Raw genomic sequence first — 21,673 nt, 5'->3', positions numbered from 1 at the left:
ACTGTGGACAACTCACCGGTTGTGAATAACTCCGTGCCCCTTACCGGGGCTTCCCGGAGAGCAGCGCACCGGCTACGCTCGGTGACGAAATGGAGGGATCAGACTGTGGCGGCCCGATGGCCGTCGAGAGGGGGACACATGAGGATCCGGCGGACGAAAACACGTCCGGACATGCGACGACCCCCGCCGGGGGGGAGAGCGGGGGTCGTCTTTCCGGCCGACTCGGGGGGGGAGGAGCCGGACCGGGTTAGCACGGTCGCGAACGATCCGTGACTTCCATGGTGTACCCGAGAGCCTTCTCAGGCAAACCCACACGCCCCAGCGTACGCCGAATGGCGGGCACCTATGCTCTGGCTTGTGGAAAACCACTCCTTGCCGCGCACAGCCGCCTTCTTTGACCTGGACAAGACGGTCATTGCGAAGTCCTCGACGCTGACCTTCAGCAAGTCCTTCTACCAAGGAGGACTGATCAACCGCCGCGCCGTCCTGCGGACGGCCTACATCCAGTTCGTCTTCCTCGTGGGCGGCGCCGACCACGACCAGATGGAGCGGATGCGCGAATACCTCTCCGCGCTCTGCAAAGGCTGGAACGTCTCGCAGGTCAAGGAGCTCGTCGCCCAGACCCTGCACGACCTGATCGATCCGCTCATCTACGACGAGGCCGCCTCCCTCATCGAGGAGCACCACACCGCCGGCCGGGACGTCGTGATCGTCTCGACCTCCGGCGCGGAGGTGGTCGAGCCCATCGGCGAGATGCTCGGAGCCGACCGGGTCGTGGCGACCCGCATGGTCGTCGGCGACGACGGATGCTTCACCGGCGAGGTGGAGTACTACGCCTACGGCCCCACCAAGGCGGAGGCGATCCGGGAGCTCGCGGAGTCGGAGGGGTACGACCTCTCACGCTGTTACGCCTACAGCGACTCGGCGACCGACGTACCGATGCTGGAGGCCGTGGGCCACCCGTACGCGGTGAATCCCGACCGGGCCCTGCGCCGCGAGGCCACCACCCGGGACTGGCCGATCCTCGCCTTCGAGAAGCCGGTCCGGCTCAAGCAGCGGCTGCCCGGGTTCCGGATGCCGCCGCGCCCCGCGCTCGTCGCTGCGGCGGCGGTGGGAGCGGCCGCCGTGACCGCCGGACTCGTCTGGTACGCGGCCCGCCGGCGCCAGAACGCCGCCCTGACCGATCGCTTCGCCCGGATCTGAGTCACGAGCAAAGAAGTGGAACCAGGACTTTCGCTTCCCCTCCGACAGGAGTAGAAAGGAATCAGGCCCGCGAGACCTGGGACATCCGAGAGGATCACCTGTTGAGCAAGAAGGCCCCACGGACCTCGCACAGAAGCTGAGCACCCACGCGACGTCGACCCGTCGATTACGGGCCAGCCGCACCAGGCGATGGGCAAAGTTCCCCGCCTGATGGGCACATATCGAGGACGCATGGTAACTGGGCGGACGTGCCAGCGGCGGTACCGGATTCGGTACCGCCGCAACCCGTTTCAGGGTCCTGTCGCCCCGCCGCCCACCCGGGCACACGCACCCGTCACAGGCGTGGGGCGGTCAACCGGAGGAGCCGGCCGGCCGCCCGGACGGGTTCTCGGCGAGCCTGCCGATCAGGCCGCGCCCCGCTGAAGCGCCTCGCAGACCGCCGTCGACTCCCGGACCCCGAGTTCGACCGCCCGGCCGCAGTGGGCGATCCAGGCCGCCATGCCGTCCGGGGTCCCGGAGAGATACCCCTCGAACGCCGCGACGTACGCCGCCCGCCCCTGCTCCGCGTGGCCGACCTCGGCCGGGCAGATCGACTTGGGGTCGAGTCCACTGCCGATCAGCACGATCCGCTCGGCGGCCCGTGCGATCAGCCCGTTGTGCGAGGTGAAGGGACGCAGGGCCAGCAGCTCGCCGTGCACCACCGCGGCGGTCACCAGGGCCGGGGCCGTACCGCCCGCGATGATCAGCTCCGCGAGCCCGTCGAGACGTCCCGCGACCTCGGCCGGGTCGGGCAGGGGGGCCTCGATCAGCGGCTCGTCGACCTTCTCGCCGGCCTGGCGGGGCCGGCCCACCGTGTCCGCCGTCCCCTGTTCACGGCCCGCCTCCCCGACCGCGACCAGGTGGAGCCGGGCGAGCACCCGCAGTGGCGACTGCCGCCAGATGGAAAGCAGCTGACCGGCCTCGGCCCCCAGCCGGAGCGCCGCTCCGACCGTCCGCGCCTCGGCGTCCCCGCCGAAATCGGTGCGCCGGCGGACCTCTTCGAGCGCCCAGTCCGCGCCGGACAGCGCGGCGGAGCCGCGCGCCCCGCGCAGGGCGGCCTCCGAGGTGATCTCGTGGCTGCGGCGCCGCATCACACGGTGTCCGTAGACCCGGTCGACGGCCTTGCGTACGGAGTCCACCGAGTCGGCGACGCCCGGCAGGGAACCGAGGGCGGCCAGGGGGTCAGAGGCGTGCGTACTCATAGGTAGGGAGGCTACGCGTCCGGGACCGCGTCCCCACCCCGGAGTGGTCTTCTTCACGCACCTCGACCACGGGACGCGACGATGCCGCTACGCTAGGTGAACATGAAGATCGCTTTCGTAGGGAAGGGCGGCAGCGGGAAGACGACGCTGTCCTCGCTCTTCATCCGTCACCTCGCCGCCAACGAAGCCCATGTCGTGGCGGTGGACGCCGACATCAACCAGCACCTCGGGGCCGCGCTCGGCCTCGACGAGCCGGAGTGCGCGGCGCTGCCCGCGATGGGCGCGCACCTGCCGCTGATCAAGGAGTACCTGCGGGGCTCGAACCCGCGGATCGCCTCGGCCGACACGATGATCAAGACGACCCCGCCCGGGGAGGGCTCGCGGCTGCTGCGGGTCCGCGAGGACAACCCGGTGTACGACGCGTGCGCCCGCACCGTGACGCTGGACGACGGTGACATCAGGCTGATGGCGACCGGGCCGTTCACCGAGTCCGACCTGGGGGTGGCCTGCTACCACTCGAAGGTCGGCGCGGTCGAGCTGTGCCTGAACCACCTGGTCGACGGGGAGGACGAGTACGTCGTCGTCGACATGACGGCCGGTTCGGACTCGTTCGCCTCCGGCATGTTCACCCGCTTCGACATGACGTTCCTGGTCGCCGAGCCGACCCGCAAGGGCGTGTCCGTCTACCGCCAGTACAAGGAGTACGCGCGGGACTTCGGCGTCGCGCTCAAGGTCGTCGGCAACAAGGTGCAGGGCCGGGACGACCTCGACTTCCTGCGCGCGGAGGTCGGGGACGACCTGCTGGTGACGGTCGGGCACTCGGACTGGGTCCGCGCGATGGAGAAGGGCCGCCCGCCCCGCTTCGAGCTCCTGGAGGCGGACAACCGGATGGCCCTGCAGGCCCTCCAGGACGCGGCGGACGACTCCTACGCCCACCGCGACTGGGACCGCTACACCCGCCAGATGGTCCACTTCCACCTGAGGAACGCGGAGAGCTGGGGCAACGCGAAGACCGGGGCCGACCTGGCGGCGCAGGTCGACCCCGGATTCGTGCTGAGCGAGGGGCTGGGCGCGGCCCAGCCCGTCTGAGCGGCCGCCCGCCCCGACCGGGCGCCGCCGGCTCGGGTCCCGGCCCTCAGCCCTCCTCGTCGCGCTTGGCCGCCGGCAGGCCGACCCCCGACCCTCCGGTCGCCGGGGCGGCCGCCGGGGCCGCGGGCTGCGGGGCCAGGAAGGTCGTCCAGCCGCCCTGCGGCGCCTCGCCGACCTTGAGGGTGCGCATCTTGGCCAGGACCGCCGGGTCCTGGGCGTCCAGCCAGTCCGCGAGCTGGCGGAAGGACACGCACTTCACGTCCTTCTTCACGCAGACCGTGGCGATGGTCTCCTCGACGGCCCGCATGTACGTGCCGCCGTTCCAGGACTCGAAGTGGTTGCCGATGATCAGCGGCGCCCGGTTGCCGTCGTAGGACCGGTCGAACGCCTGCACCAGGCCGTCGCGCATCTGGTTGCCCCAGTACACGTGCTGGGACGGGTCTCCCTGGGTGGTCGTACCGGACTGGTTGACCAGGAAGTTGTAGTCCATGGAGAGGGTCTGGAACGCGCGGCCGGGGACCGGGACGAGCTGCATCGACAGATCCCACAGCCCCTTGTTCTTCTTGGGCCAGATCTGGTCGTTGACGCCGCTGGTGTCGTAGCGGAAGCCCATCTGGGCCGCCGCCTCGACGAAGTTCTTCTGGCCCTCCAGGCACGGGGTGCGGGCGCCGACCAGTTCCTTGTCGTAGTCGAACGGGAGCGGCTGCTCGGCGGTCAGGCCCGAGTTCGTCTTCCAGTTCTTCACGAACGACTTGGCCTGGTTGATCTCGCTCTTCCAGTCCTCGACGGTCCAGTTGCCGACGCCCGCCTCCTTGCCGCAGAAGTGGCCGTTGAAGTGCGTGCCGATCTCGTTGCCCTCCTGCCAGGCCCCCCGCAGCTCCCGCACGGTGCTGCGGATGCCCTCGACGTCGTTGAAGCCGATGTCGGAGCTGCCGACGGCGTGCTGGGGCGGGTCGTACAGGGAGCGCTTGTCCTCGGGCAGGAGGTACACGCCGCTCAGGAAGTACGTCATCGTCGCGTCGTACTTCTGGCCCACCTTGCGGAAGTGGGAGAAGAGCTTCTGGCTGTCCTCGCCGGCCCCGTCCCAGGAGAAGACCACGAACTGCGGCGGCTTCTCGCCCGCCTTCATCCGCTGCCAGGTGGGCTGGCGGGGCTGCAGGCCGGTGAAGGCGGTGGAACCGTCGCCGATCAGGCGAACCGCGCTCTGCGGGGCCGCGGCGGGCGGCTTCTTGGCCGCCGGCGCGCCCTTCTCGGGGCTCCTCGTCCCGCCCTGGCCCGAGCAGCCGGCCAGGCCGGTGGTCAGGGCGACGGCGAGGGCGCCGACGGCGAGCGTCCTCCTGGGGACAGTGGTCCTTCTCCCGGTGGCGTTCATCCGCCCACCTCTCCTCCGGTTCGGTGCGAGCGCGTGCCCTCTGCGAGCGCGTGTCCTCTGCGAGCGGCGTCAACGTCGCACCACGACCACCGGGAAGATGAAACGACAAGCGGCAATGAACGCACTTATCACCGGAATAGGTGAACTATTGCCCTGTTTGCCCCGAAAATAATGCCGCAGACTTTACTCTGCATGACGATCCATTTACCGAGCGTTGATACTCCCTTCGAAGGGCGGGCGCTCCGGCATCCGGCCGACGTCCCGCCGCTGCACGCCGTGACCCACGGCCGCGACCCCCCACGTTCGTCCCGCACGAGCCGCGACCGCGCCGCCCCGGAGGAGACGGGAAGACATGACTCTCTGCACGCCCCGAAACACCACCCCCCAGGCCACCGCCGAGGACGGCACGACCACGGACGCCGCCCGCTCGCGCTTCCAGCGGCCGCACGGCCCGCCCGGCGGGCGCCGCTTCCGCATCGCGGGCGCCGACGTCTCCGCGTCCGTCGCCGTCTTCCTGATCGCCCTGCCCCTCTCCCTCGGCATCGCCCTCGCGACCGGGGCCCCGCTCCAGGCCGGACTGGTGGCGGCGGCCGTCGGCGGCATCGTCGCCGGCCGGCTCGGCGGGGCGCCGCTCCAGGTCAGCGGCCCCGCCGCGGGTCTCACCGTCGTCACGGCCGAGCTGATCAAGACCTACGGCTGGCGCACCACCTGCGCCATCACCGTGCTGGCGGGACTGGCCCAACTGGGGCTGGCCGCACTGCGGGTGGCCCGCTCGGCTCTCGCCGTCTCCCCCGCGATCGTGCACGGCATGATCGCCGGCATCGGCGTCACCATCGCCCTCGCGCAGCTCCACATCGTGCTCGGCGGAACACCCCAGAGTTCCGCGGTGGACAACGCGATCGGACTGCCCGCCCAGGTGGCCAGTCCGCACCTGGCCGCGCTGGTGACGAGCCTGCTCACCGTCGCCGTCCTGCTGCTGTGGCCGCGCCTGCCCGGCCGCGCCGGGCGGGCCGTGCGGAAGATCCCCGCCGCGCTCGCCGCCGTGACGGCGGCCGCGCTGCTCGCGGAGCTCACCGGTCTCGGCGTCCCCCGCGTCGACCTGCCCTCCTGGAGCAGCCACGCCCTGCCCGGCCTGCCCGAGGGCCCGGTCCTGGGCATCGCGGCGGGCGTCCTGACCATCACGCTGGTCACGAGCGTGCAGTCGCTGCTCTCCGCCGTCGCCGTCGACAAGCTGGTGGCCGCCCGGCCCGACCGGGGCCACGGCGTCCCGCGCTCCCGGCTCGACCGCGAACTCGCGGGCCAGGGCGCGGCGAACGTCGTCTCCGGCGCACTCGGCGGGCTGCCGGTGGCCGGCGTCGCCGTCCGCAGCGTCGCGAACGTCTCCGCGGGCGCCGTGAGCCGCAACTCCACGATGCTGCACGGCCTGTGGGTCGTGCTCGCCGCCCTCCTGCTGGTGCCCGTGCTCGACCTGATCCCGCTGCCCGCGCTGGCCGCGCTCGTCATGGTCGTCGGCGTCCAGATGGTGAGCATCACCCACATCCGCAGTGTCACCCGGCACCGCGAAGTCGTCGTCTACGCCGTCACGTTGAGCGGCGTCGTCCTCGTCGGGATCCTGGAGGGCGTCGCCCTCGGCATCCTCGTCGCCGTCGCCGTCGCCATGCGGCGTCTGGCCAAGACGCGTATCACCCACGAGGAGCGGGAGGACGGCCACCGGGTGCATGTACGCGGCCAGCTGACCTTCCTCGCCGTGCCCCGGCTGAGCCGGGCCCTGCACCAACTGCCGCCGGGCGCCCGGGTCGTGGTCGAGCTGGACGGCTCCTTCATGGACCACGCCGCGTACGAGGCGCTGCACGACTGGCAGGCGAGCCATCTGCGGCACGGCGGGACGGTCGAGATGACCGGGCCCTCCGGGGCCAGGATCGCCGAGCCGGCCACCGAGGCGCACGCCTGCTGCCGCCCCTGGACCCCGTGGCGCAACCACCGCTGCGGGGAGGCGCCGGCCACGCCGACCCCGACGACGACCGGCCACCGGCTGGCGAGCGGCATCGGGCAGTTCCAGCGCGACACCGCCCCGCTGGTCCGCGAGGAGCTGGCGCGGCTCGCCCGGGAGGGCCAGCGGCCTTCCCAGCTCTTCCTCACCTGCGCCGACTCCCGGCTCGTCACGAGCATGATCACGTCGAGCGGCCCGGGGGACCTGTTCACCGTGCGGAACGTCGGCAACCTGGTGCCGCCGCCCGGCGAGGAGAGCGGCGACGACTCGGTTGCGGCGGCCATCGAGTACGCCGTGGAGGTGCTGCGGGTCGATTCGATCACCGTCTGCGGGCACTCCGGCTGCGGGGCGATGCAGGCCCTGCTCAACAGCAGGCCGGACACGCCGCGGACGCCGCTGCACCGCTGGCTGCGGCACGGTCTGCCCAGCCTGGACCGGATGGCGAGTCGCCGCCACGCCTGGGCCCGGATCTCCGGACGCCTGCCCGCCGACGCCATCGAGCAGCTCTGCCTCACGAACGTGGTGCAGCAGCTGGAGCACCTGCGGGCCCACGAGGCGGTGGCCCGGCGGCTCGCCGAGGGCACGCTGACCCTGCACGGCATGTACTTCCACGTGGGCGAGGCCCAGGCGTACCTGCTGGCCGATCCGGCCGGCACGCACGGATACGAGGACGTCTTCGACCGGGTCGCCCCGCACACGGCCGGGGCCGCGCGGGAACGGGCGGACGCCAGCTCGCCCTGAACCAACCCGCCCGGACGTCCGTGAGACTGTGTGGCCCCCTCTTCCCGCCGCCCGGGAGGAGGGGGCCACCGCACACCCACGACCACACAGGTCTAAACCAATTGCCTGGAGCCCCTTGTCACCCGGGCCTCGGGCTGATGAGCTATGACGCGGGACACATAGGCACATAGGACGCCCTGGGAAAGGGAGATGTCGTGAGCAACGAAAGCCTGGCCAACCTGCTCAAGGAAGAGCGGCGGTTCGCGCCGCCGACTGAGCTGGCCGCGCACGCCAACGTGACGGCGGAGGCGTACGAGCAGGCCGCGGCGGACAGGCTTGGCTTCTGGGCCGAGCAGGCGAAGCGGCTCACCTGGGCCACCGAGCCGACCGAGACCCTCGACTGGTCGAACCCGCCATTCGCCAAGTGGTTCGCCGACGGCGCGCTGAACGTCGCGTACAACTGCGTCGACCGCCACGTGGAGGCCGGGAACGGCGACCGCGTCGCCATCCACTTCGAGGGCGAGCCCGGCGACAGCCGCGCCCTCACCTACGCCGAGCTCAAGGACGAGGTCTCCAGGGCCGCCAACGCGCTGACCGAGCTGGGCGTCACCAAGGGCGACCGGGTCGCGGTCTACCTCCCGATGATCCCCGAGGCCGTCATCTCGATGCTGGCCTGCGCCCGCATCGGCGCCGCGCACTCCGTGGTCTTCGGTGGCTTCTCCGCCGACGCCATCGCGACCCGTATCGAGGACGCCGACGCCAAGCTCGTCATCACCGCCGACGGCGGCTACCGCCGCGGCAAGCCGTCCGCGCTCAAGCCGGCCGTCGACGAGGCCCTGGAGCGGGTCGAGCGGGTACGCAACGTCCTCGTCGTGCGCCGCACCGGCCAGGACGTGGCCTGGACCGAGGGCCGGGACGTCTGGTGGGACGACATCGTCGCCCGTCAGCCGGCCGAGCACACCCCCGAGGCGTTCGAGGCGGAGCACCCGCTCTTCATCCTCTACACGTCCGGCACGACGGGTAAGCCGAAGGGCATCCTGCACACCTCCGGCGGCTACCTCACGCAGGCCGCGTACACCCACCACGCCGTCTTCGACCTCAAGCCGGAGACCGACGTCTACTGGTGCACCGCGGACATCGGCTGGGTGACCGGGCACTCGTACATCACGTACGGCCCGCTGGCCAACGGCGCGACGCAGGTCATGTACGAGGGCACCCCGGACACCCCGCACCAGGGCCGGTTCTGGGAGATCATCCAGAAGTACGGCGTCACGATCCTCTACACGGCGCCCACCGCGATCCGCACGTTCATGAAGTGGGGCGACGACATCCCCGCCAAGTTCGACCTGTCCAGCCTGCGGCTGCTGGGCTCGGTCGGCGAGCCGATCAACCCCGAGGCCTGGATCTGGTACCGCGAGCACATCGGCGCCGGCAGGACCCCGATCGTGGACACCTGGTGGCAGACCGAGACCGGCGCGATGATGATCTCGCCGCTGCCCGGCGTCACCGAGACCAAGCCCGGCTCCGCCCAGCGCGCCCTGCCCGGCATCGCGGCGACCGTCGTGGACGACGAGGCGAACGAGGTCCCGAACGGAGGCGGCGGCTACCTGGTCCTGACCGAGCCGTGGCCGTCGATGCTGCGCACCATCTGGGGCGACGACCAGCGGTTCATCGACACCTACTGGTCCCGCTTCGAGGGCAGGTACTTCGCCGGTGACGGCGCGAAGAAGGACGAGGACGGCGACATCTGGCTGCTGGGCCGGGTCGACGACGTCATGCTCGTCTCCGGGCACAACATCTCCACCACGGAGGTCGAGTCGGCCCTCGTCTCCCACCCCGCCGTCGCCGAGGCGGCCGTGGTCGGCGCCGCCGACGAGACCACCGGCCAGGCCATCGTCGCCTTCGTCATCCTGCGGGGCACGGCGAGCGAGGACGACGGCCTCGTCGCGGACCTGCGCAACCACGTGGGCACGACGCTCGGGCCGATCGCCAAGCCGAAGCGGATCCTGCCGGTGGCGGAGCTGCCGAAGACCCGCTCCGGCAAGATCATGCGACGCCTGCTGCGCGACGTGGCCGAGAACCGCGAGCTCGGAGACGTCACGACGCTGACCGACTCGTCCGTGATGGACCTGATCCAGACGAAGCTGCCGAGCGCCTCCAGCGAGGACTGAGCGACCCGACGGGTCTCCCCGTGCGCCCGCCCCGGTACCGCCGGGGCGGGCGCCGCCGTCTGAACGGCCGCCGCCGACGGGCCCCGGCGGCCGTTTGTCCCTAGGGTGACGTTCACCGGACACTCTCCCCGCGTCGTTAGGTAGGGTAAAGAACGCGTCAGTGACGCGACACGAAGACCTAGGTGCGCCGGGAAGTCTGGTCGGCATGTGCTCCGCCCTGCCCACCGACCGGAGGTCGACACCGTGCCCGCGCCCGCATCCCCCACCGGCCGCAAGTTCCTCGGCCGGCTGTCGCTGCCCGAGCGGCGGTACCTCGCCGACGCGCTGCGGGCCGAGACCGTCGGCGGGATCCTCCTGCTCATCGCCGCCGTCGCCGCCCTCGTCTGGGCCAACACCTCCCCCGCGAGCTACGCCTCCGCGCAGGACGTCCACATCGGCCCCGCCGCCCTCGGCCTGGACCTCTCCCTGGAGCACTGGGCCGCCGACGGCTTCCTCGCGGTCTTCTTCTTCGTCGCCGGCATCGAGCTCAAGCGCGAACTCGTCGCGGGCGAACTGCGCGACCCCAAGGCCGCCGCCCTCCCGGTCGTCGCCGCGGTCTGCGGCATGATCGCGCCGGCCGGGGTGTACGCGCTGACCAACGTCGTCGGCGGCGGCTCGATGGACGGCTGGGCCGTGCCGACCGCCACCGACATCGCCTTCGCGCTCGCCGTCCTCGCGGTCATCGGCACCTCGCTGCCCTCCGCACTGCGCGCGTTCCTGCTGACCCTCGCCGTCGTCGACGACCTCTTCGCAATCCTGATCATCGCGATCTTCTTCACCAGCGACATCGACTTCCTGGCCCTCGGCGGCGCCTTCGCGGGACTGGCCGTCTTCTGGCTGCTGCTCCGCGTCAACGTCCGCGGCTGGTACGTCTACGTCCCGCTCGCCCTGGTCATCTGGGCACTGATGTACAACAGCGGCGTCCACGCCACCATCGCCGGCGTGGCCATGGGCCTGATGCTGCGCTGCACCCGGCGCGAGGGCGAGGACCACTCCCCCGGAGAGCACATCGAGCATCTGGTGCGCCCCGTGTCCGCGGGCCTCGCGGTGCCGCTGTTCGCCCTGTTCTCCGCCGGGGTCAGCCTCTCGGGGAAGGCCGTCGCCGAGGTCTTCACCCAGCCCGTGACCCTCGGTGTCGTCCTCGGCCTGGTCGTCGGCAAGGCCGTCGGCATCTTCGGCGGAACCTGGCTCGCCGCGCGCTTCACCCGGGCGGAACTCAACCAGGACCTGGCCTGGGCCGACGTCCTCGCCGTCGCCACCCTCGCCGGGATCGGTTTCACCGTCTCGCTCCTCATCGGCGAGCTGGCCTTCGAGGGCGACGCCGCCCTGACCGCCGAGGTCAAGGCCGCCGTGCTGATCGGCTCGCTGATCGCGGCCGTGATCGCGACGGTCCTGCTCAAACTGCGGGTGCGCAGGTACCGGGCGCTCCTGGAGGACGAGGAGCGCGACGAGGACGAGGACGGCATCCCCGACATGTACGAGCAGGACGATCCGGGGTACCACCTCCGGATGGCCGAGATCCACGAGCGGAAGGCCGCCGAGCATCGCGAGCGCGCCCGACTCGCGGGGGCGTCGCGCGACGACGCCGACCGTCCGGCATGATCTGAGGTCGGACGCACAAGAGAATTCGGACCGTAGAAGAGAAAAGGGAGCAGCGATGAGCGACCCGGTCAACGGAGCCGAGCGCAGCCTCGGTCAGCTGGTCGCCTCGGCGACCGCCGAGATGTCCGCACTGGTGCACGACGAGATCGCCCTGGCGAAGGCCGAGATCAGGCAGGACGTCAAGCGAGGCGTCATGGGCGGCGCGGCCGGCGGGGCCGCGGCCACCGTGCTGCTCTTCTCGCTCCCGATGCTGAGTTTCGCGCTCGCCTACGGCATCCAGGCGTGGAGCCACTGGCACATCTCGGTCTGCTTCCTGCTCTCGTTCGCGGCGAACGTGCTGCTCGCGGGCCTCCTCGGGCTGATCTCGTACGCCAAGTTCAAGAAGGTCAAGCCGCCGGAGAAGTCCATCGCCTCCGCCAAGCAGACCGCGGCGGTCCTGCAGAACGCCAAGCCGCACCCGCGGCCCGAGCGCCCGGCGCTGACGGCGTCGGTCCAGGACAAGTCCCTCACTGTGGGACGCTCGTCTGCATGACCGTCCCCGAGAGCAGCACCGGCAGTGGCAGTCCCGTCCGCATCGACGGGCCCTGGACCCATCGCGACGTGGCCGCGAACGGCGCGCGCTTCCACATCGCCGAGATGGGCGACGGGCCGCTCGTGCTGCTCCTGCACGGCTTCCCGCAGTTCTGGTGGACCTGGCGCCACCAGCTGCCCGCGCTCGCCGAGGCCGGCTTCCGGGCCGTGGCGATGGACCTGCGCGGCGTGGGCGGCAGCGACCGCACGCCCCGGGGTTACGACCCCGCCAACCTGGCGCTCGACATCACCGGCGTGGTCCGCTCCCTCGGGGAGCCGGACGCCGCCCTGGTCGGCCACGACCTGGGCGGGTACCTCGCCTGGACGGCCGCCGTCATGCGGCCGAAGCTGGTGCGCCGGCTCGCGGTCTCCTCGATGCCGCACCCCCGGCGCTGGCGCTCGGCGATGCTCGCCGACTTCTCGCAGTCGCGGGCCGGTTCGCACATCTGGGGCTTCCAGCGGCCCTGGCTGCCGGAGCGTCAGCTCGTCGCGGACGAGGGGGCACTCGTCGGAGAGCTGATCCGGGACTGGTCGGGCCCCGGACTCCCGGACGAGGAGGCGATCGAGGTCTACCGGCGGGCGATGTGCATCCCGTCGACGGCGCACTGCTCGATCGAGCCGTACCGGTGGATGGTGCGCTCGCTCGCCCGCCCCGACGGGATCCAGTTCAACCGGCGTATGAAGCGCCCGGTGCGGGTACCGACCCTGCACCTGCACGGCTCGACGGACCCGGTGATGCGCACGCGCAGCGCGGCGGGGTCCGGCGCGTACGTGGAGGCGCCGTACCGCTGGCGACTGTTCGACGGCCTCGGGCACTTCCCTCATGAGGAGGATCCGGTGGCCTTCTCCACGGAGCTCGTCAACTGGCTCAAGGACCCCGAACCGGACCGCTGAGCCCACGCGAACCCCTGTTCCCCGACCGGCCATGTGCCCGGCGCATACTCCAATTGGCGGCCCCCCGGGCGGTTACCGACCTTGGGGCAGGGGCAGACGTCGGGGTATGGGCTGGACGCACGACTACGGTGACACGGTACGCAACCGCCGCTCGGCCGCTGGGCCGGGCGCTCACGAGAGGAGCGGCCCGCAGGACGAGGGCCGCTCACATCCCGTACAGGGCATGGGCATTTCGCGCATCCTGCGCCGCCGGGCACGCTGGGTGTCGGCCCGGCTCAGGCACACGCGCGACTGACCGGCGTCCGCCCCTCCGCTACAACGCGCAGGCCTGGGTGTCGACCTGCTGGTCGGCCGCGCGACCCTGGACGATGTCGTCCCGGATCTCGTCGGCCGTCAGCGCGTACCCGGTGTTCTGGTCGTCGAGCGAGCGGGCGAAGATCACGCCGTAGACCCTGCCGTCCTCGGTGAGGAGCGGGCCGCCGGAGTTGCCCTGGCGGACCGTCGCGAACAGGGAGTAGACGTCCCTGCGCACCTCGCCGCGGTGGTAGATGTCCGGGCCGTTGGCGCTGATGCGGCCACGCACGCGCGCCGAGCGGACGTCGTACGCGCCGTTCTCCGGGAAGCCCGCGACGATCGCGTCGTCGCCGCTGCGGGCGTCCTCCTCGGTGAACTGGAGGGGCGTGGCGTCCAGGTCCGGCACGTCCAGGACGGCGATGTCGCGCTTCCAGTCGTAGAGGACGACCTTCGCGTCGTAGAGCTTGCCCTCTCCGCCTATCTGGACGGTCGGCTCGTCGACGCCGCCGACGACATGGGCGTTGGTCATGACCCGGCGGTCGGAGAAGACGAAGCCGGTGCCCTCCAGGACCTTGCCGCACGCCGGCGCGGTGCCGACGACCTTCACGATGGAGCGCTGCGCGCGGGCGGCGACCGGGCTGCCGGCGAGCGCCGGGTCCGGCGGCCGGACCGCGGTGATGGGCTCGTTGGCGAACGGGCTGAAGACCTGCGGCAGGCCGTTCTGGGCGAGGGTCGAGGTGAAGTTCGCGAACCAGGTGGACGCCTGATCGGGCATCACCTGTTCCACGCCCAGGAGCACCTTGGAGCTGCGCACCTCCTTGCCGAGCGTGGGCATCGAGGTGCCGGCGAGGGCGGAGCCGAGGAGCCAGGCGACCAGCAGCATGGCCACGACGTTGACGAGCGCGCCGCCGGTGGCGTCCAGGGCGCGCGCCGGCGACCAGGTGATGTGGCGGCGCAGCTTGTTCCCGAGATGGGTGGTGAACGCCTGCCCGACCGAGGCGCAGACGATGACCACGATCACGAACAGGACGGTCGCCGTCGTCGAGACCTGCGAGTCGTCCGTCAGCTGGTCCCAGATGATCGGGAGCAGGAAGACGGCCACGAGGCCGCCGCCGAGAAAGCCGACGACGGACAGGATGCCGACCACGAAACCCTGGCGGTAGCCGATGATCGCGAACCACACGGCGGCGAGCAGCAGCAGGATGTCCAGCACGTTCACCGTCAATAGCCTCGCAGATTCGTCCGGGGTCGCCCTGGGTCAGCCTGTCATGAGCGCCAGTCCAACGGGACCTGCTTGGACCGGTCCCATGGACGCTCCCAGCCCGCGAAGTGAAGCAGCCGGTCGATCACTCCGGCGGTGAAACCCCAGACCAGAGCGGATTCGACCAGGAATCCGGGGCCTTGGAAGCCGCTCGGATGGACCGTCGTGGCGCGGTTGGCGGGGTTCGTGAGATCCGACACGGGGACGGTGAAAACCCGGGCGGTCTCGGCGGGGTCGACCACTCCGACCGGGGTGGGGGTGCGCCACCAGCCGAGGACGGGGGTGACCACGAAGCGGCTGACCGGGATGTAGACCCGCGGCAGCACGCCGAAGAGCTGGACCCCCGAGGGGTCGAGGCCGGTCTCCTCCTCGGCCTCGCGCAGCGCCGCCCGCAGCGGCCCCCCGTCCTCCGGGTCGCCGTCCTCGGGGTCGAGCGCGCCGCCGGGGAAGGAGGGCTGGCCGGGGTGCGAGCGCAGCGTGCCGGAGCGCTCCATGAGGAGCAGCTCGGGTCCTTGCTCGCCCTCGCCGAAAAGGATCAGGACGGCGGACTGGCGGCCGCCGGTCTCCGGCGGCAGGAAGCGGCTGAGCTGCTCGGGCCGTACGGTGCGGGCCATCCGGTCGACCGGGGCGAGCCAGTCGGGGAGCCCGTCACCCCGGAGCATGCCCGCGGTCGCGGGTCCGTGCGTCCGGCCGTGGGCCGATTCCCTGTCTTCTTCCGTGCGCGTCATAGGCACCCCCGTGGTTCACAACGCGATCGACGTGCGGGTTCGTTCCCTCATGCGCCCGCTCCCAGAGGGGAGGCGGGAATGCCCGGATAGTCCGGGGGCGGGTTCAGCCGCTGGCCCGGATAGCCGCCCTTCTCGTACTTCAGGAGCTTGCGCGCCTTCTCGGGGTCGGTCTCGCCCTCGCCGTACGCCGGGCAGAGCGGCGCGATCGGGCAGGCGCCGCAGGCGGGCTTGCGGGCGTGGCAGATACGGCGGCCGTGGAAGATCACCCGGTGCGACAGCATCGTCCACTCGCTCTTGGGGAAGATCGTGGCGATCTCGGCCTCGATCTTGACCGGGTCCTCCTGCTCGGTCCACTTCCAGCGGCGGACGAGGCGCATGAAGTGGGTGTCGACGGTGATGCCGGGCACGCCGAAGGCGTTGCCGAGGACGACGAAGGCGGTCTTGCGGCCCACGCCGGGCAGTGTGACCAGGTCGTCGAGGCGGCCGGGGACCTCGCCGCCGAAGTCGTCCCTGAGGGCGGTGGCCAGCCCCATGATCGACTTGGTCTTGGCGCGGAAGAAGCCGGTCGGCCGGATCAGCTCCTCCACCTCCTCGGGGACGGCCGCGGCCAGGTCCTCGGGGGTCGGGTACTTCGCGAAGAGCGCGGGCGTGGTCTGGTTGACCCGCAGGTCGGTGGTCTGGGCGGAGAGCACCGTGGCGACGAGCAGTTCGAAGGGATTGCGGAAGTCCAGCTCGGGGTGGGCGTAGGGGTAGACCTCGGCGAGTTCCCGGTTGATCTTCCGGGCGCGGCGGACCATCGCGAGCCGCGACTCGGGCCTGGCGGCGGGCTTCTTCGGCTTCGCCGTAGGGACGTTGCTCTCTGCCATGCCCGAAGGCTACGCCGGACAGCGCAGCGACGTGCCGCCGAACGGCGGGCGGCCGGGGGCGCGGGCCCCGGCGGAGAGAGCAGGCCGGGGGGCGGGCGGGGAGCGGGGAGAAGGAGCCCGGGAGAAGCCCGGAGGAAGCCCGGGGGAGGGCGGACGGGACGGGCGGACGGCCGTCGCACGCTGTCGGGGAGCTGTTCGCCCACAGCGGAATTACGCCCTGTGGGCGCTCTGTGCAGCCCCTCGGGCCCGGGCTCCCACCGGCGAGTTGGGCGAAACGGCCCCCTGACGCACGACCGGACGCGCCGGTACGTCAGACTTGTGTCGGACCCTTGTGATCGATCGCACTGTTTTCCGGTGCGGCATCATGGGGATGCACCGTCCCCTGAGCAGGTCGACAAGGAGTGAATTCGTGGACGACGTTCTGCGGCGCGCCCCGCTCTTCGCGGCGCTCGATGACGAGCAGGCCGCGGAGCTGCGCGCCTCGATGAGTGAAGCGACGCTCGCCCGTGGCGACGCGCTCTTCCACGAGGGCGACCCCGGCGACCGCCTGTACGTGGTCACCGAGGGCAAGGTGAAGCTCCACCGCACCTCCCCCGACGGCCGCGAGAACATGCTGGCCGTCCTCGGCCCCGGCGAGCTCATCGGCGAGCTGTCCCTCTTCGACCCGGGTCCGCGCACCGCCACGGCGACCGCGCTGACCGAGGTCAAGCTGCTGGGCCTGGGCCACGGCGACCTCCAGCCCTGGCTGAACGCCCGGCCCGAGGTGGCCACCGCCCTGCTGCGCGCCGTCGCCCGCCGGCTGCGCAAGACCAACGACCAGATGTCCGACCTGGTCTTCTCCGACGTGCCGGGCCGGGTGGCCCGCGCGCTCCTCGACCTGTCGCGCCGCTTCGGCGTGCAGTCGGAGGAGGGCATCCACGTCGTGCACGACCTGACGCAGGAAGAGCTCGCCCAGCTGGTCGGCGCCTCCCGCGAGACGGTCAACAAGGCCCTGGCGGACTTCGCCCAGCGCGGCTGGCTCCGCCTGGAGGCCCGCGCCGTGATCCTGCTGGACGTGGAGCGGCTCGCGAAGCGCTCGCGGTAGGCACACCCGTACGTACGCGAAGGGCCGCCCCGGTCGAACCGGGGCGGCCCTTCGCGTGTCCGGCCCCGGACCCGGCCGGCCGCCGGATCCGGAGCTCGTCAGCGTCTAGCGCTTCGAACCGTCGACGATCAGCGGGTTGCCGGTGCCGCCGCCGCAGGGGACCGCGTAGACCGGGTTCTTCGCCGAAGCCTCCTTGTACGCCTCGATGCACTGGTTCATCAGGACCTTGTCCGTCAGCGAGTCGTTCAGGATCTTGTTGGCGCGGGCGATGCCCTCGGCCTCGATACGGCGCCGGTCGGCCTCGGCCTTGGCCGTGCGGGCCGCCTCGGTCGCGCGCTCGGTCGCCTGCTGCTGCTGGATCTTGCGGTCGATCTGGCCCTGCAGGGCGTCCGAGGGCTTCACGTTGCGCAGGTTGACCGTGGTGACCGCGATGCCGCGCGGCGCGAGCCGCTCCTTGATCAGGTCCCCGATCTCGGCGTTGATCTTCTCGCGGTCGGTGGCGTAGCCCTGCTCGCTCGTGTAGCGCGCGAAGACGTTGCGGACGATCTCCCGGCTGTCGGGGTAGACCAGCCGCTGCTGGATCGCGTCCTCGCTGCCCGCGAGCCGGTAGAGCTCGACGGCCTTGGCCGGGGTCACCGCCCACTTCACGGTCACCTCGGCGTACATGACACCGCCCTGGGAGGAGCGGACCTCGACGACGTCCTTGTCGGAGAGGTTGAGGTCGACCGGGCGGGTGGAGAAGGTCGTGACGTCGGTGAACGGCGACTTGAGGTGCATGCCGGAGGTCATCGGCGTGCCCACCTTGCCGAACGCGACCGGGACGCCGACCTCGTACGCGCTGACGACGTACAGGGTCGAGCCCAGCAGCGAGAAGACGCCGGCGATCAGCGCGCCGAGGGCGCCGAGCTTCAGCCCTCGCGTGTCGTTGGCGCGGGCCACGAAGTAAAGGACCACCGCCGCGATGAGCAGCAGGATCGATATGACGAACATGTGCGTTCCCCCGAGGAATACGGCCAGAAGTAAGCGGAGCGTAAAGCACGAGCCAAAAGTTCCGCTTTCCGGGGGTACCGCCACGGTCAGATCAGGCCATGCTCCTTCAGGTACTCCAGCTGCGCCCGGACCGACAACTCGGCCGCCGGCCACAGGGAGCGGTCCACGTCCGCGTAGACGTGGGACACCACCTCGGACGAGGTCAGGTGGCCGCTCTCGACCGCCGTCTCGACCTGGGCCAGGCGCGACGCGCGGTGGGCGAGGTAGAACTCCACGGCCCCCTGAGCGTCCTGCAGGACCGGCCCGTGGCCCGGCAGCACCGTGTGGACGCCGTCGTCCACCGTGAGCGAGCGCAGCCGGCGCAGCGAGTCGAGGTAGTCGCCGAGCCGGCCGTCGGGATGGGCCACCATCGTCGTGCCGCGCCCCAGGATCGTGTCGCCCGTCAGGACGGCCCGGTCGGCGGGCACATGGAAGCAGAGCGAGTCCGAGGTGTGGCCGGGCGTCGGCACGACCCGCAGCTCCAGGCCGCCCACCGCGACGACCTGTCCGGCCGCGAGGCCCTCGTCCCCCAGCCGCAAGGCGGGATCGAGGGCCCGCACCCGCGTCCCGGTCAGCTCGGCGAAGCGCCCCGCGCCCTCCGCGTGGTCCGGGTGGCCGTGGGTGAGCAGGGTGAGGGCGATCCGCTTGCCGAGCTTCCCGGCCGTGGCCACGACGTGCCGCAGGTGGCCCTCGTCAAGCGGCCCGGGGTCGACGACCACCGCGAGGGCGGAGTCCGGCTCGGACAGGATCCAGGTGTTGGTGCCGTCGAGGGTCATCGCGGACGGGTTCGGCGCGAGGACGTTCACGGCACGGTCCGTCGCGGGGCCGGACAGGGCCCCGCCCCGGGGCTGCCCGGGAAGTGCGGCGGCGTCGGTCATCCCGCACCCCCCGTGGGAATGTGCTTGGTGAACTCGTCGTGGCCCGGCCAGCTCAGGATCAGCTCGTCGCCGTCCAGACGCGCCTGGGCGAGGACCGGCGTCATGTCCTGCTCCCGCGCCGCGTCCAGCGCGTCGGCCGCGACCCCGAGGGGCAGCAGGCTCCGCAGGGTCGAGATGGTCGGGGGCATCATGGTCAGCTCGCCGCGGTCGTACCCGGCGGCGGCGTCCGCCGGGCGGATCCACACCGTGCGGTCCGCCTCGGTGGAGGCGTTGCGGGTGCGCTGGCCCTCCGGCAGCACGGCCACGAAGAACCAGGTGTCGTAGCGCCGGGGCTCGAACTCGGGCGTGATCCAGCGGGCCCACGCGCCGAGGAGGTCGGAGCGCAGCACGAGCCTGCGGCGGTCGAGGAAGTCGGCGAAGGACAGCTCGCGGGCGACCAGCGCCTCCCGGTCCTTCTCCCAGTCGTCGCCGGTCGTGTCGCCGACGACGGACAGGGCGGTCTCGCCGGCGAGCAGGACGCCCGCCTCCTCGTAGGTCTCGCGCACGGCCGCGCACACCACGGCCTGCGCCTGCGCCGGGTCGGGGACGCCGAGCCGCTCGGCCCAGGTCTCCAGGGACGGCCCGGCCCAGCGCACGGGGTGCTCGTCCCGCGGGTCGACGCCGCCGCCGGGATACGCGTATGCCCCGCCCGCGAACGCCATGGAGGCACGCCGCCGCAGCATGTGCACGCTCGGCCCGCCGTCCCCGTCCCGCAGCAGCAGGACCGTGGCGGCCCGCTTGGGCGTCGCGGGGGTGAGCTCGCCCGCGGCGAGGGCGCGGATGCGGTCGGGCCATTCCGGTGGGTACCACTGACCATTCGCCATGGGCGGATCGTATGCCGGGAGGTCCGGATGTTCGAGAGCCGGTTCCTCCCCCGGACGGGGCGGAACCGGCTCTCGGCACGGCTGACGGGACCGGGGATCAGGCCTGGTCGAGCTCCACCTGGACCTCGACCTCGACCGGGGCGTCCAGCGGCAGCACCGCGACGCCGACCGCGCTGCGCGCGTGCACGCCCTTGTCGCCGAGGACGGCGCCGAGCAGCTCGCTCGCACCGTTGACGACGCCGGGCTGCCCGGTGAAGTCGGGGGCCGAGGCGACGAAGCCCACGACCTTCACGACCCGCTTGATCCGGTCCAGGTCACCGGCGACCGACTTCACGGCCGCGAGCGCGTTCAGCGCACAGGTGGCCGCGAGCTGCTTGGCCTCCTCCGCGGTGACCTCGCCGCCGACCTTGCCGGTCAGCTGCAGCTTGCCCTCCACCATCGGGAGCTGGCCCGAGGTGTACACGTACACGCCCGACTGCACGGCCGGCTGGTACGCGGCCAGCGGCGGCACGACCTCCGGCAGCGTCAGGCCCAGCTCGGCCAGCTTGGCCTCGACGGCCCCGCTCACGACTTCTCCCGCTTCAGGTAGGCCACGAGCTGCTCGGGGTTGTTCGGCCCGGGCACGACCTGGACGAGCTCCCAGCCGTCCTCGCCCCAGGTGTCCAGAATTGCCTTGGTCGCGTGCACCAGAAGCGGCACAGTCGCGTACTCCCACTTGGTCATGGGGCCGACTGTATCCGCTGCCACAGGCAGCCTCCTGCTTAGGCGGGTGCGCCAGTGGTTAGGCTCGAAGACGTGAGCAGGCTCCAGGTCGTCAGCGGCAAGGGCGGTACCGGTAAGACGACGGTCGCCGCCGCCCTCGCGCTCGCCCTCGCGACCGAGGGCAAGCGGACACTCCTCGTGGAGGTCGAAGGCAGGCAGGGCATCGCACAGGTCTTCGAGACGGAGGCCCTTCCGTACGAGGAACGCAAAATCGCCGTCGCCCCGGGCGGCGGCGAGGTCTTCGCGCTGGCCATCGACGCCGAACGCGCGCTCCTCGACTACCTCCAGATGTTCTACAAGCTGGGCAGCGCCGGCCGCGCCCTGAAGAAGCTCGGCGCGATCGACTTCGCGACCACGATCGCGCCGGGGGTGCGGGACGTCCTGCTGACCGGCAAGGCGTGCGAGGCGGTCCGGCGGCGCGAGAAGCACGGCGGCTACACCTACGACCACGTCGTCATGGACGCGCCCCCGACCGGCCGGATCACCCGCTTCCTCAACGTCAACGACGAGGTCGCGGGACTGGCCAGGATCGGCCCGATACATCATCAGGCGCAGGCGGTCATGCGGGTCCTGAAGTCCCCCGAGACGGCCGTGCACCTGGTGACGCTCCTGGAGGAGATGCCGGTCCAGGAGACCGCCGACGGGATCGCGGAGCTGCGGGAGGCCGAACTTCCCGTGGGCCGGGTCATCGTGAACATGGTCCGCCCGCACGTCCTCGACGAGGCGGCGGTACGGGCGGCGGCCGGCGACCACCGGGACGCCATCGCGGCCAGTCTGGCCGCGGCGGGGATCTCCGGCGGCACGAAGCTGGTCGAGCCGCTCGTGGAGCAGGCGGCCGAGCACGCGCAGCGGGTCGAGCTGGAGCGGACGCAGCGGGCGGTCCTGGCCGGCCTCGGCGACCTCGGCGTCTCGACGTCGGAACTGCCCTTCCTGGGGGACGGGGCGGACATCGCGGGCCTGTACCGGCTGGCGAAGGAACTGCGGAAGCAAGGGGTGGGCGCGTGACGGACCGAGCGG

At 71.7% G+C, this 21,673-nt stretch carries 20 protein-coding genes; 10 read left to right on the top strand and 10 right to left on the bottom strand.

Annotation, left to right across the window (positions count from 1 at the left end):
* The first annotated feature begins 345 nt into the window (after nucleotides 1-345).
* Entirely contained in the window at nucleotides 346-1,203 is an 858-nt protein-coding gene (locus ACE1OA_RS18850) for an HAD family hydrolase (RefSeq protein ID WP_356603640.1), read from the top strand.
* 404 nt (nucleotides 1,204-1,607) lie between these two features.
* Here the strand turns inward: ACE1OA_RS18850 and ACE1OA_RS18845 are convergent, their stop codons facing one another.
* Complete coding sequence (locus ACE1OA_RS18845; protein WP_432753101.1) at nucleotides 1,608-2,444, bottom strand: oxidoreductase; 837 nt, start codon at nucleotides 2,442-2,444, stop codon at nucleotides 1,608-1,610.
* A gap of 102 nt (nucleotides 2,445-2,546) precedes the next feature.
* Between ACE1OA_RS18845 and ACE1OA_RS18840 the strand changes: the two genes are divergently transcribed.
* A complete protein-coding gene (locus tag ACE1OA_RS18840; RefSeq protein ID WP_356776262.1) occupies nucleotides 2,547-3,533 on the top strand; it encodes an ATP-binding protein in 987 nt (328 codons plus the stop codon).
* A gap of 46 nt (nucleotides 3,534-3,579) precedes the next feature.
* On the opposite strand, the gene ACE1OA_RS18835 is transcribed toward ACE1OA_RS18840, so the two are convergent.
* Complete coding sequence (locus ACE1OA_RS18835) at nucleotides 3,580-4,905, bottom strand: hypothetical protein (protein WP_432753100.1); 1,326 nt, start codon at nucleotides 4,903-4,905, stop codon at nucleotides 3,580-3,582.
* 352 nt (nucleotides 4,906-5,257) lie between these two features.
* Between ACE1OA_RS18835 and ACE1OA_RS18830 the strand changes: the two genes are divergently transcribed.
* The 6 genes from ACE1OA_RS18830 (at nucleotide 5,258) to ACE1OA_RS18805 (ending at nucleotide 13,186) form a co-directional block, all read left to right on the top strand.
* The gene (locus tag ACE1OA_RS18830) at nucleotides 5,258-7,636 is read left to right on the top strand and encodes a bifunctional SulP family inorganic anion transporter/carbonic anhydrase (protein WP_384868823.1); all 2,379 of its coding nucleotides are present in this window, start codon (nucleotides 5,258-5,260) and stop codon (nucleotides 7,634-7,636) included.
* A 194-nt stretch (nucleotides 7,637-7,830) separates the two neighbouring features.
* Nucleotides 7,831-9,786, top strand: coding sequence for an acetate--CoA ligase (acs, locus tag ACE1OA_RS18825; protein WP_356603630.1), 1,956 nt, complete (start codon nucleotides 7,831-7,833; stop codon nucleotides 9,784-9,786).
* 243 nt (nucleotides 9,787-10,029) lie between these two features.
* Nucleotides 10,030-11,427 (top strand): Na+/H+ antiporter NhaA, encoded by a 1,398-nt coding sequence (nhaA, locus tag ACE1OA_RS18820; RefSeq protein ID WP_384868826.1) that lies wholly within the window; start codon nucleotides 10,030-10,032, stop codon nucleotides 11,425-11,427.
* 55 nt (nucleotides 11,428-11,482) lie between these two features.
* Nucleotides 11,483-11,959: a phage holin family protein gene (locus ACE1OA_RS18815; RefSeq protein WP_356776252.1), complete on the top strand. Its 477-nt coding sequence runs from the start codon at nucleotides 11,483-11,485 to the stop codon at nucleotides 11,957-11,959.
* Nucleotides 11,956-12,891 (top strand): alpha/beta fold hydrolase, encoded by a 936-nt coding sequence (locus ACE1OA_RS18810; protein ID WP_356776250.1) that lies wholly within the window; start codon nucleotides 11,956-11,958, stop codon nucleotides 12,889-12,891. Before ACE1OA_RS18815 ends, ACE1OA_RS18810 begins: the two co-directional genes overlap by 4 nt.
* Before the next feature lie 106 nt (nucleotides 12,892-12,997).
* Nucleotides 12,998-13,186, top strand: coding sequence for a hypothetical protein (locus ACE1OA_RS18805; protein WP_147978943.1), 189 nt, complete (start codon nucleotides 12,998-13,000; stop codon nucleotides 13,184-13,186).
* Between the two features lie 18 nt (nucleotides 13,187-13,204).
* Here the strand turns inward: ACE1OA_RS18805 and ACE1OA_RS18800 are convergent, their stop codons facing one another.
* The 3 genes from ACE1OA_RS18800 to nth are packed head-to-tail and all read right to left on the bottom strand — an operon-like array spanning nucleotide 13,205 to nucleotide 16,040.
* A complete protein-coding gene (locus tag ACE1OA_RS18800; protein WP_356603622.1) occupies nucleotides 13,205-14,404 on the bottom strand; it encodes a MarP family serine protease in 1,200 nt (399 codons plus the stop codon).
* 47 nt (nucleotides 14,405-14,451) lie between these two features.
* Nucleotides 14,452-15,174, bottom strand: coding sequence for an NUDIX hydrolase (locus ACE1OA_RS18795; RefSeq protein ID WP_356776246.1), 723 nt, complete (start codon nucleotides 15,172-15,174; stop codon nucleotides 14,452-14,454).
* 47 nt (nucleotides 15,175-15,221) lie between these two features.
* On the bottom strand, nucleotides 15,222-16,040 hold the full coding sequence (nth, locus tag ACE1OA_RS18790; RefSeq protein WP_356603618.1) for an endonuclease III: 819 nt from the start codon (nucleotides 16,038-16,040) through the stop codon (nucleotides 15,222-15,224).
* A gap of 409 nt (nucleotides 16,041-16,449) precedes the next feature.
* Here nth and ACE1OA_RS18785 point away from each other — a divergent pair, with 409 nt between their 5' ends.
* Complete coding sequence (locus tag ACE1OA_RS18785) at nucleotides 16,450-17,124, top strand: Crp/Fnr family transcriptional regulator (RefSeq protein WP_015034542.1); 675 nt, start codon at nucleotides 16,450-16,452, stop codon at nucleotides 17,122-17,124.
* A 105-nt stretch (nucleotides 17,125-17,229) separates the two neighbouring features.
* Here the strand turns inward: ACE1OA_RS18785 and ACE1OA_RS18780 are convergent, their stop codons facing one another.
* From ACE1OA_RS18780 to ACE1OA_RS18760, 5 genes are all read right to left on the bottom strand, one after another.
* Nucleotides 17,230-18,114: a prohibitin family protein gene (locus ACE1OA_RS18780; RefSeq protein ID WP_147978939.1), complete on the bottom strand. Its 885-nt coding sequence runs from the start codon at nucleotides 18,112-18,114 to the stop codon at nucleotides 17,230-17,232.
* Nucleotides 18,115-18,200: 86 nt separating this feature from the next.
* Entirely contained in the window at nucleotides 18,201-19,031 is an 831-nt protein-coding gene (locus tag ACE1OA_RS18775) for an MBL fold metallo-hydrolase (RefSeq protein WP_386546356.1), read from the bottom strand.
* A complete protein-coding gene (locus tag ACE1OA_RS18770) occupies nucleotides 19,028-19,894 on the bottom strand; it encodes an NUDIX hydrolase (RefSeq protein WP_432753099.1) in 867 nt (288 codons plus the stop codon). The genes ACE1OA_RS18775 and ACE1OA_RS18770 overlap by 4 nt, the downstream gene beginning before the upstream one ends.
* Nucleotides 19,895-19,991: 97 nt before the next feature.
* Nucleotides 19,992-20,462 carry a RidA family protein gene (locus tag ACE1OA_RS18765; protein ID WP_147978936.1) on the bottom strand — a complete coding sequence of 157 codons (471 nt, stop codon included), beginning with the start codon at nucleotides 20,460-20,462 and terminating at the stop codon, nucleotides 19,992-19,994.
* Nucleotides 20,459-20,617 carry a DUF4177 domain-containing protein gene (locus ACE1OA_RS18760; RefSeq protein ID WP_356603612.1) on the bottom strand — a complete coding sequence of 53 codons (159 nt, stop codon included), beginning with the start codon at nucleotides 20,615-20,617 and terminating at the stop codon, nucleotides 20,459-20,461. Before ACE1OA_RS18760 ends, ACE1OA_RS18765 begins: the two co-directional genes overlap by 4 nt.
* Nucleotides 20,618-20,689: 72 nt before the next feature.
* Here ACE1OA_RS18760 and ACE1OA_RS18755 point away from each other — a divergent pair, with 72 nt between their 5' ends.
* Nucleotides 20,690-21,661 (top strand): ArsA family ATPase, encoded by a 972-nt coding sequence (locus ACE1OA_RS18755; protein WP_187282714.1) that lies wholly within the window; start codon nucleotides 20,690-20,692, stop codon nucleotides 21,659-21,661.
* The last annotated feature ends 12 nt before the right edge of the window (nucleotides 21,662-21,673 follow it).

This window comes from Streptomyces sp. JL2001 (assembly GCF_050917515.1).
In the GTDB taxonomy this organism is placed as follows: domain Bacteria; phylum Actinomycetota; class Actinomycetes; order Streptomycetales; family Streptomycetaceae; genus Streptomyces.
This window is presented reverse-complemented; position numbering and strand designations above follow the sequence as displayed.